The organism is Chryseobacterium sp. CP-77 (genome assembly GCF_036362765.1).
In the GTDB taxonomy this organism is placed as follows: domain Bacteria; phylum Bacteroidota; class Bacteroidia; order Flavobacteriales; family Weeksellaceae; genus Chryseobacterium; species Chryseobacterium cupriresistens.
On the sequence record NZ_CP143637.1, the window covers coordinates 881,676 to 892,871 of the forward strand.

General features: G+C 37.0%; 9 protein-coding genes. 8 read left to right on the top strand and 1 reads right to left on the bottom strand.

What is annotated here, in order from left to right:
- Positions 1 to 61: 61 nt before the first annotated feature.
- The 5 genes from V0410_RS03875 to V0410_RS03895 all read left to right on the top strand — a co-directional run bounded on the left by V0410_RS03875 (position 62) and on the right by V0410_RS03895 (position 4,362).
- Positions 62 to 1,072 carry a S41 family peptidase gene (locus V0410_RS03875; RefSeq protein ID WP_330746388.1) on the top strand — a complete coding sequence of 337 codons (1,011 nt, stop codon included), beginning with the start codon at positions 62 to 64 and terminating at the stop codon, positions 1,070 to 1,072.
- 10 nt (positions 1,073 to 1,082) lie between these two features.
- Complete coding sequence (locus V0410_RS03880) at positions 1,083 to 1,604, top strand: GNAT family N-acetyltransferase (protein WP_330746389.1); 522 nt, start codon at positions 1,083 to 1,085, stop codon at positions 1,602 to 1,604.
- A 67-nt stretch (positions 1,605 to 1,671) separates the two neighbouring features.
- Complete coding sequence (locus tag V0410_RS03885) at positions 1,672 to 2,259, top strand: Crp/Fnr family transcriptional regulator (protein WP_330746390.1); 588 nt, start codon at positions 1,672 to 1,674, stop codon at positions 2,257 to 2,259.
- A 130-nt stretch (positions 2,260 to 2,389) separates the two neighbouring features.
- Complete coding sequence (locus tag V0410_RS03890) at positions 2,390 to 3,367, top strand: 3-oxoacyl-ACP synthase III family protein (RefSeq protein ID WP_330746391.1); 978 nt, start codon at positions 2,390 to 2,392, stop codon at positions 3,365 to 3,367.
- 167 nt (positions 3,368 to 3,534) lie between these two features.
- Positions 3,535 to 4,362, top strand: a complete 828-nt coding sequence (locus tag V0410_RS03895) for an alpha/beta hydrolase (RefSeq protein WP_330746392.1) — start codon at positions 3,535 to 3,537, stop codon at positions 4,360 to 4,362.
- Between the two features lie 297 nt (positions 4,363 to 4,659).
- On the opposite strand, the gene V0410_RS03900 is transcribed toward V0410_RS03895, so the two are convergent.
- Entirely contained in the window at positions 4,660 to 5,757 is a 1,098-nt protein-coding gene (locus V0410_RS03900) for a TauD/TfdA family dioxygenase (protein WP_330746393.1), read from the bottom strand.
- 216 nt (positions 5,758 to 5,973) lie between these two features.
- On the opposite strand from V0410_RS03900, the gene V0410_RS03905 reads away from it, so the two are divergent.
- Genes V0410_RS03905 through V0410_RS03915 form a run of 3 tightly spaced genes read left to right on the top strand, consistent with a single transcriptional unit; the run spans position 5,974 to position 11,189 of the window.
- A complete protein-coding gene (locus V0410_RS03905; protein WP_330746394.1) occupies positions 5,974 to 7,500 on the top strand; it encodes a pyridoxal phosphate-dependent decarboxylase family protein in 1,527 nt (508 codons plus the stop codon).
- Positions 7,472 to 9,880 (top strand): GNAT family N-acetyltransferase, encoded by a 2,409-nt coding sequence (locus V0410_RS03910; protein ID WP_330746395.1) that lies wholly within the window; start codon positions 7,472 to 7,474, stop codon positions 9,878 to 9,880. Before V0410_RS03905 ends, V0410_RS03910 begins: the two co-directional genes overlap by 29 nt.
- Complete coding sequence (locus tag V0410_RS03915; protein WP_330746396.1) at positions 9,873 to 11,189, top strand: lysine N(6)-hydroxylase/L-ornithine N(5)-oxygenase family protein; 1,317 nt, start codon at positions 9,873 to 9,875, stop codon at positions 11,187 to 11,189. Before V0410_RS03910 ends, V0410_RS03915 begins: the two co-directional genes overlap by 8 nt.
- Positions 11,190 to 11,196 lie beyond the last annotated feature (7 nt).

The window sequence follows — 11,196 nt, forward strand, 5'->3', positions numbered from 1 at the left end:
TTTTACAATTCATACAGAACTCATTAAAATACATTTGTTGAAATATTAAATCCTTATTTCAATGAAAAAATTATATGTTGGAATTTCCCTTTTCACTTTCTTATTTTCGAGTGCCCAAAAAAATGATATTTCAGTAGTGCTTGCTGATATTACAGAAAAAGTAAAAAGTCATTATATTGATAAAGAAACTTATAAAAAAGTGGATTCTTTATTTCAAAATGAACTGAAAAAAGGAACTTTTAAAGACCTCAATAAAAAAGATTTTGCAAATCTTCTCACTCAGAAGTTAAGAACAACTATTAAAGACGAACATTTTTTTGTAAAATATCTCGAAAACTATACGCCTGAAAAACAGATGAGTGAAAAAGAGAAAGAGAAATTGAACAATGAACACAATAGTCTTGAAAATTTCGGATTTGAAACAGTTCAGCGACTTTCTGGGAATATTGGGTACATCAATTATAAAGGTTTTGCCTCTCCTGAAGCCAGTGAAAAAACATTAGCAGCGGCCATGGACTTTGTTGCCAATACCCATTCTCTGATTATTGATCTCAGAGAAAACGGTGGTGGAGAAAACGGGATGCTTCTTTTGTTTTTAAGCTATTTTTTTGATCAGAAAAAAGATCTTTATACCACGTATTTCAGACATAATCAGAAAACGGTTGTAGACAGTACTCAACCCAAAGTTCTCGGACAGAAATATCTTCATAAAAAGATCTATATTCTTACCAGTAAAAAAACTTTTTCGGCCGGAGAAGCTGTAGCCTATTTTTTGCAGCAATATAAACTTGCCGAAGTAATTGGTGAAAAAACAGGGGGTGCCGCCAATCCTGTGGATCATTTTATGGTTCAAAATCAATATTTACTGCTTGTTCCGGCAGGAAAAATAACAGCTTTAACCACTCAAAAGAACTGGGAACATATAGGAGTGATCCCCGATCAGGAAGTGAAAAGCGAAGATGCTTTAAAGACGGCTCACATTAAAATTTTAAAAAATATAATAACATCAGAAACAAAAACAGAACTAACCTTACCTGAAATAAAAAATCTTATTTATAAATTAGAACAATAAATACCTAATTATGTCATCAATTATTATCAATACATCCAGCGAAAAAGACCTCGAAACACTTCAGAATATTGGTATACAAACCTTCACTGAAACTTTTGCAGAAAATAATACGGAAGAGGCTATGAAAAAGTATCTGGAAGAAAGCTTTAATACGGAAAAAATAAAGTCAGAGTTGAATAATCCTGATTCATTTTTCTATATTGCCTGGGAAGAAGACAATCCGGTTGGTTACCTGAAAGTCAATGCCGGAAAGGCACAGACCGAACTTCAGGATGATACCGCCCTTGAAATTGAAAGAATCTATGTAAAGAAAAGCCATCACGGTAAAAAAGTAGGCCAGCTTCTTTACAACCAGGCTTTGGAAACGGCTGAGCAACTTAAGAAATCTTATTTGTGGCTTGGGGTTTGGGAAGAAAACCTGAGAGCTTTACAATTTTACAGAAAAAACGGATTTGTTGAGTTTGATAAGCATATTTTCAGACTGGGAGAAGAGGAACAGACGGATCTGATGATGAAAAAAATACTGGATTAAACCTTTTTAACCACAGATGACGCAGATTTTCATATAATACAATCCTTTATACTTTCCAAATACCAGAATGAAGCATTCAGAATTTGTAAAACATATTAATCAGTATTATCCTTTATCTGAGGAAACGATTAAAGATTTACTGGATATCTGTACAGAAGAATATTACCGCAAAAATGATCTTCTGCTGGAATCCGGTTCTATGGCGAGATATTATTACTTTCTAAAGTCGGGAATAATAGGATATTACACAGTAGATGAACAGGGAAATAATATATATAAAATTTTCTTTGAAGAAAACAGCTTCGTAGCTTCTACAGCAGCCATTATTAAAAACGAACCCAGCGATTTCAATATTATTGCACTGGAAGACTGCTCAGTAATACAATACCCCGCAAAAGCTTACCGTGAGCTGCTGGAAAAACACCATGATCTGGCTCTTTTTCACCTGTATTATCTGGAAAAAAACTGGGTGGTGAAAAAAGAACCTTTGGAAGTCTCTCTGAAGTATGAAACAGCAAAAAAAAGATACTTGCAATTGCTTGACAAAGAATCTCTTTATAACAGATTGAAACAGCATCATATCGCTTCTTATCTGGGCATAACACCTACACAGCTTAGCCGGATCAAAAAGGAAATTAATGGAGATAAGTACTGATTACATTACCATCCATTTTTAATAATCAGCCTTAAAATGATTTATTTCATGTTTCCGGGATATATTCTGTTATTATGTTAACTTTACATTATATCACAAATAAGAGATATAATTAAAATATTAACCAAATATGAAGTTACACCACACGTATTTCTATCATCCTGATTTTGTAGAAAATAATACAGCTGTTATTGAATACTTTGAAAACCAGGAAATTTCAATGCAAAAAATCCAGAATGCCTTAGGCAGGGCAGAACGTTTTATTGTTCCACAGGATTCCTATGAAACTACACTTTCTATGGGAATTGAAGCAGCAAAAGGAGTTTTTAATAAAAGTAATATTTCTATCCTCGATATAGATATTATTATTTTTGTGAGCAGCTCTCCTGAACATCATATTCCCTGTGATGCCATCCAGATCCATCATGCATTAGAGGGAAAACCGGATACCTTATGTTATGATATTAATGCCAACTGTATTGGAGCATTTATAGCGCTGGATCAGGTATCAAAATATTTAAAAGGAACGCGGTCCGGAACAAAAGCTTTGGTAGTTTGTGCCGAAAAATTTTCGGGGATATTAGATCCTGATAATCCTACGACAGCTTTTGGTTTTTCAGATTCTGCTTTTGCCTTCATCGTAGAAAATGATGGAGACGACACGTCAGGGTTAATAGATGTATTATATCATACAGACAGCAGCTTTTGTAATACCGTACTTTATCCGCCTAAAGGAAGTTCGGATCATCATCATGGCGATCTGGCAACCTGGGATCGTATTTTCGACGGAATGGGAAGTGTCAATTTTGCACTGGAAAATATCCCTCTGTTCTTAAAGCGCAATCAGATAAGTCTGGAGCAGATTGATTTGTTTTTATTTTCACAGTTTTCTATCAAGAATATCAATACGATCCGTGATTACTTTCAGTTACCGGAGGGAAAAATTCCTTTTTACTCTAAAGAGCTTGGGTATACCGGAGCATCCAGTCCATTTTTAGCTTTAGACCAATATCAAAAAGAAGTAAAATCATTGAAAAAAGGAGATTATATTCTTATCTGGACACTGGGAACAGGCTATCAGGCAGGATTAATGCTTTGGAAATATTAATCATTGACTGATCTAATTTTATTAAAAGAATTAACAAAAGCTTCAACATAGGTTGAGGCTTTTCTTTTTTTTATGCCGCAATTTTGCTCTGTCAAAGATGCATTGGTACACAATATGTTTAAAGAAATATGATACCAGTGATTATGATTAATTAAAAATTTTTCAGCATGAAGAAGCTTATCAACATTGTATTTGTACTGACTGTATTTGTACTGACTGCATTTGTACAGTTATCAGCACAAAAAATTATTCATCAGGAAATTTTCAGTCCGAAAATGAATAAAAAAATCAAAACAGTGATCATCACTCCCAATTTACAGCCTAATACCAGGTATCCGTCTGTCTATATTCTTCACGGCTTCAGCGGTAATCCGAACAGGATTATCAAACAGGATATTCCTGATCTGGTTAAAAAAGCTCAGCAATTTAAAACCATCTATGTCCTTCCGGATGGAAACTACAGTTCATGGTATGTAGACAGCCCGATTGTTAAGGATTCACAGTATCAGACCTTTATTGGAAAAGAGCTGGTAGAATTTATTGATAAAAACTATCCTGTGAAAGCTGAGAAAAAATTCCGCGGAATTCTGGGATGGAGTATGGGAGGCTATGGAGCAACCAACATCGGGGTTACGTACAACAAGACATTTGGAATCGTGGGAAGTTCATGTGGAGCACTGGATTTCAACTTGTTCGGAGAAGGATATCAGAAATATATGGTGAATAAAGTTTTAGGACCACTAGAATCCATCAATCCCAGTTTCCTTACCGACAGCAAAATAAAACTGATGGCCGGAGCAGATCAGCAATATATTTTCGACTGTGGTACAGAAGACACTCAAATGATTACTATGAACCGGAATTTTCATAAAAAGCTGACTGAAATGAAGATCCAGCATCTCTACACAGAATCTTTAGGCGGGCACGTTCCGGAATACTGGAGCAGATCATTGTCGGAGCAATTGTCTTTATTTGACAGGTTTTTTAAACAATGAACCCTTTTTTAAGTTTCGGCTAAAGCCATTTTGAATTTATATTTAATTATTAAACGGGCTTTAGCCCGTTCCTATTGAATATTGATTAGTTTTTATATCAATAGAAGCGGGCTAAAGCCCGCTTGTTTTTTATTGTTAGTGTAATATTGGCTTTAGCCGAAACTTAATACCCCTATATCCTTGTCAAGGTTTAAAACCTTGACAAGGATTAACCAGAAAAAATCCTTTTTGAGCCATGCCCAAAAAGGATTTACTATTGATTGAATGTTCAAAAATGCCAACTAACCAGGCATTCTATTAAAAGTGTTGAAAGTTTTTGCCCAAATGTTCCTCTATCACAAAGAACGGATCTTCCGTAAGGGTGTGCGCTCTCATATCAATAAGACTTACTTTGCTCATCATACGAAGCATAATCCTTCTTTCACATGGCTGTTCTACACCGTCAATATTTCTTATTCCCGCACGGAAAGCCGATCTTCCATGGGCACATAAGTGATTATTTACCAGAATAACATCTCCTGCCTGAGGCGTGAATCCTGAATAAATCAAATGTCTGGCTTCTTCCCAGAAGTCATGCAGTGTATTCTGCGCTTCATCAGACTGTCTGATGCTGGAATTGAAAAGCTGTTCAGCAGCATCGAATCTCATGAAAGGAAGGCTGTAATTGCCATACAATACAGAATCCAGGGTTTCTTCTTCACTGTTTCCCGTTTCCAGATTGGCATCTTTCGGAATTTTATAAATAGGATCAAAAAGTGCTCTGTACTTTTCCCCAATAGACTCATGAGAACGGATGGAATATAACGTTGAAGGGACCTGCTCTTCATTTCTCACATACATAAAGCTTAAAAAATCAGCCTGATGTTTCAGAAAAGCGTCTTCCGTATGGACGTATAAATCTGTAGAAGATCCTGATCCGGTTTGCGTTTCCTTCATTTTTTCATCAGGAATGATGGCATGGATCAGTCCGCCGCCTTTACGCTGCGAATAATATTGTACCGGTTTTGATGGAAGTGCGCCATGGATAAGGGCACATGCAAAGCCATATAAATTAAATTTTGAATAATCGGCTGCCTGCCAGTTGGGAGGAGTAGAACCTATATTCTCCTGATCGATATCCATGAGTCCGGTAAAGATCAGTGCACCATATTGATTTTTTGAAAAGTCACTCGCAAAATCAGCCGCTATATTTAAAATTCTCTCTGGTAAAAAATAAGACGCCAGCTGATGGACATGTTTTATAAAATCACGGTTTTCATAAGTGTCATACTTTTTCTGAAGATGCAAAGCTGCATCTTTTATCATTCTTCTTTCCTGAGAGGTGACTTCTATGACCGTAGGAAGCAGTTTTACAGCTGTTAAACAGTCTTTATCTAAAATTTCTGTAGAATTCATTAAAAAAAATTTGGTGTTAAGTAATAATTTTTATCTTTGTTTTTAATTATTCTAAATAACAATAGTCGAGTCAAATTTAGTAATAATTACGTAATCACCAAATAAAATATAATAAAAAATGCAAAATTTAAAAACCTGACTATCAGATATATATAACCATATATCGAAAAAACCACAACAACTCACAGATTTAAAAAATCACATTACAAAACTTTTATGAACAACAATTTAATATCCCTAGAAGCGTTCGCAAGCACCACTTCACCTCACATTTCGGGGAATTTTGGGAATATTTTTCATCCTGACAATTATGATCACTATCGTAATGCTGTCAATAGTACTTTAGACCTGGTTCAGGAATTTCTTCACAGGAACAACAAGCCTTTCAGTGGTATCGAAGCCAAAACAATGAAAGGAATGGTACAACAGATTGATCTTAATCAAAAACTATCCAATTATAATGAGCTGCTGGCTGAAGTAGATGATATTTATGTAAAGCATGCCACCGCTTTTCACTTACCACAATATGTAGCTCACCTTAACTGTCCTGTAGTAATTCCGGCACTGGCAGGTGAAATCCTTGTAAGCGCCATCAATTCTTCGCAGGATACTTATGATCAGAGTGCGGGAGGAACCTTTATGGAAAGAAAACTGATCGACTGGACTGCCGGTCAAATTGGATATAATACGAATGAAAGCGATGGTGTTTTCACCGCAGGAGGCTCACAGAGTAATTTGATGGGATTGGTCATGATGCGTGACTGTTTTTCTCAGAAAAGATATAACCACAATATTAAAATGGATGGTCTGCCAGTGGAAGCAAGCCGTTTCAGGATATTTGTTTCCGATAAATCTCACTTCAGCAATCTGAAAAATGCGTCCATTATGGGACTGGGTGAGAAAAGTATTGTTAAAGTTCCGACCGATGAACGTTTCCGTATGGATATTTCTCTTTTAAAAAAATACATTAAGAGGGAAGAGCAACTGGGAAATATTCCTATCGGTATTGTGGCTACCGCTGGAACCACAGACTTTGGAAATATCGATCCATTGGATGATATCGCCAATATTGCAGAACACTATAACATCTGGATGCATGTAGATGCCGCTTACGGTTGTGCTTTATTATTAAGCGAGAAATACCGTGACCTGATCAATGGTATTGAAAGAGCAGATTCTGTAACGATTGATTACCACAAGTCATTCTTCCAGCCGATCAGCAGCAGTGCTTTCATTGTTAAAAATAAAAAAGAACTGTTGATCCTTAAACACCACGCCGATTATCTGAATCCGAAGGAAATGGACGAGGAGGAAATTCCGGCACAGATCAATAAATCCATTACCCAGAGTACAAGAAGATTTGATGCGTTAAAACTTTGGTTTACTATAAGAATGATGGGTAAAGAACAGTTGGCAGAATATACAGATACTGTTATTGATCTTACCAAAGATGCAGCTACAATGATTACGGAAGATGCAGATTTTGAACTTCTTTCAGATTCCGACCTAAGTGTTCTTGTTTTCAGATATGTAAATCCGGAAATCAGTGATCTTAATGCCTTGAATCAATACATCAAGATGAAACTGTTCTACAGCGGAGAAATCCTTGTAGCCAGTACAAAAGTGGATGGCAACTTCTATCTGAAGTTTACTTTCCTGAATCCGATTACGACTACAGAAGACATTCATCAAATTCTCACCACAATCAAAAACCATGGAAAAGACTTTAATTCAGGAAAATAGAACAGGAGAAAAAGCCCGGGAAATTACTTTCAGAATTCTGTTGAACGGAATGCTGAGAGAACTGGGAAACGGAAAATTCTACCAGGGTGTTCCGAAATATGATCTTCTAACGGCAAAAGCTCTTCAGAACAGTGATTATTCATTATTTATGAGATTTGAAATGAAGAAAAGCGGACTGTTTTTATTTGCTCCGGTTTCCTATCGTTCAGAAACTCTTTTTCATGAATACGGACCTGTTTTATGGGCGGTAGATCATCAAAATCAAAAAGTTTTTGAAGTGAATGATCAAAAGCTTACTGAACTGGTTTACAAAGAACTTTCTGAGACTACCAACGAAACGGGTTTCAGAAACTTTGTGGAAAGAATTCAAAGCAGCTTAAGAAATCTGGAACAGACAACAGAAGCGTGTCTTCAGGATGATCAGTTGTTGACCTATTCTTTCCTTGAATCTGAGCAAATGCTTCCTGCAGGCCACAATCTGCATCCTTTCACCAAATCAAGAATGGGATTCTCTGAGGAAGAACAGCTTTTATACGGCCCAGAATTCGGAAAAGGATTTCAGTTGGATTATTTCCTGATCCATAAAGACTGCATCACTGAAAAATCTCTTCCGGGAATTTCAGCAAAAGAAATCTTCGAAAAATGGATTTCACTGCCAGAAAGCTACGATTTTGAAAACATCAATGACTTTTACATCGTTCCATGCCATCCATGGGAGGCACAATATCTTTTATCAACAGCAGAATACCCTGAAATGCTGGGTTCCGGGAAAATTATTCACATCGGACCATTGGGAGAAGATTTTTATGCAACATCTTCCATAAGAACGGTATACAATCCGGATTTCAGCTGGATGTTGAAATTCTCTCTGCATGTTTTAATGACAGGCTCTGTGAGAACAAACAGCTTAAAAGATCTCAACAGAGGTTATGCTTCCGCAATCTGGTGGCAGCATCAAAAAGCCTCATTTGAAAATGACTTTCCGAATTTTAAACTATTGCTGGAACCTTCCACGTTAAGCGTTCATTATGAAGGGACGAATATGGACAGCCTGAATATTCTGCTCCGTGAAAATCCTTTTTCCAATGAAGATAAAGTGATTCTATTGGCAAGGCTTTGTCAGGATGAATCTACAGATGGTTTCAATTTTACAGCGCATTTCTTTAAGAATGTTGCGAATCAATTGGGTGTAGATGCAGAAAAAGCAGCTATCATCTGGTTTGAAAAGTATGTAAACCTGTTGCTTTCTCCTTTAAACAGATTGTACAATCAATTAGGGATGGCTCCGGAAGTTCATCAGCAGAATCTGCTTGTACAATTGGATACTCAATTGCTTCCTCAATCTATTTATGTGAGAGACGGACAAGGTTATTTAATCAAAGAAAGCTTTAAAGGAAAATATGAATCTCTGATCAAAGATTATCCTGAAGTGGAAGACCTTTTCATCAGGGATGAGCGTCTTCTGGATATTATTTCTCACCATCTTCTGGTAAGTAACCTGAGCGCACTGATTGCTTCAATAGGTAAAACAGGTCTGGTTAAAGAAAGAAGACTAATCCATATTCTGTACAGGGAATTTGAAAATCTTCATGAAACTGAACCTTCCTCATTAACGGATTATGCTTTGAATCAAAGATATTGGGCTGTAAAATCAAACCTTCAGTCGGCGGTTGCTGATGTAGACGGAGGGGTGAATGCTTCTTCAATTTCTTATGCTAAAGTTCCGAACCTTCTTCACAAACATTTCTTCTCGGATCAGCTGATCAATCCGCAGGGAACAGAGGTTTTCTTTAAAAGATACTTTCAGAAAGAAGACGTGACGATGAGTATGCGTCCTATAGATCTTGAAAACGACCTTGAAATGCTTCACGAATGGTTCAACCGTGAACATGCCGTAAAAATCTGGCAGATGAACTGGCCCATTGATGAGCTGGAAACGTATTACAGACTTATGCTTCCAAGTGATGAAGCCCACAGCTATATCATCGCAGGAAACGATGAACCTTCATGCAATATAGAGGTGTATTGGGCCTGCAGAGATATTGTAGGCGATTACTACGAAGTATTGCCTACCGATTACGGAACGCACCAGTTCATTGCACCTACAGATCCTAAAAAGAAATTTGTATCTCCATCCACGCAGTCTATGGTTGACTATGTTTTTGCACAGCCACAGGTAGGAAAAATGGTAGGAGAAGGATCTGTAGACTCTCTTGCGTCTATGATGAATAAAGCTCATGTAGGCTTCAAAGTAGATAAAGTAATAGAAATGCCTCATAAAAAAGCCAACCTGAACTTCTGTTACAGAGAATGGTACTGGGAAAAATTCCCACAAAATAAAGAGGTACAAATCACCACAAACATCACAAAAAATGACTAACGAAGCCGTATACAATGTAATAGGCATAGGGATTGGCCCTTTTAATCTGGGACTTGCCGCATTATCTAATCCGATTTCAGAACTTAAAACCCTTTTCCTGGACCAGAGAGATGGTTTCGACTGGCATCCGGGACTGATGATTGACCATGTAACCCTGCAGACTCCATTTTTATGTGACTGCGTATCCATGGCCGATCCAACAAATCCCTTGAGCCTTTTGAACTATCTGAAAGAAACCGGAAGACTGTATAAATTCTTTATCAGAGAAGATTTTTTCATTCCGAGAAAAGAATATAACCGTTACTGCCAATGGGTCATCGAACAGCTTCCGCAATGCCGTTTTTCTACTCAGGTAGTGGATATTACGTATGAAGACGGTTTATATCATGTAACTACGATTCACACCAAAACCAAAGAAACTACGGTTTTCAAAACGGAAAGACTGATTTTAGGAACAGGAACACAGCCTCATATTCCTTCTTTCATTCCGAAAGATGATTCCCGTGTTATTCATACAAGCTCTTATCTGTACAGAAAAGAAGAACTATTATCTCAGGGTAAAAAAATAGCAATTATCGGTTCTGGCCAGAGTTCAGCAGAAGTTTTTTATGATCTTCTTCAAAACAGAAATGAAGGGACACAACTGGGATGGTATTCCCGTCCGGACAGATTTTTCCCTATGGAATATTCTAAACTGACACTGGAGCTTACTTCACCTGATTATGTAGACTATTTCTACAACAGAAGTGAATCTGCAAGGAAAACCATTTTAAGCAAACAGCAAGCTCAGTTTAAAGGAATCAATTACGATCTGATCAACGATATCTATGATTTTATTTATGATCTGAATATCGACAATGCGGATCCTAATCTTAAAATTATTCCTAACAGCCAGTTGAACAGAGTAGACAACAGCAATCCGGATTTCATCAATCTTGAGTTTACCCAGCTGGAACAGGAAGTACCTTATGACCAGGAAGCAGATTATCTGATTCTTGGAACGGGATACCGCTATCACGAGCCTGCATTCTTACAAAATATTCAGGATAGAATCAAGAGAGATTCCAGCGGATTGTTTGATGTCAACAGAAACTATTCAATAGACCACAACGGAGGCGAAATCTACGTGCTTCACGCTGAAGTTCACACCCACAGCTATATTTCTACGGATCTTGGAATGGCTGCGTACCGTAATTCCTATATCATCAATGATATTCTGGGAAGAGAGCATTATAAAATTGAAAAGAAAATTGCTTTCCAGGATTTCGATGTAGAAAAATATGCTGATTTACCAACTGCCAAAATTTAATCAAAAA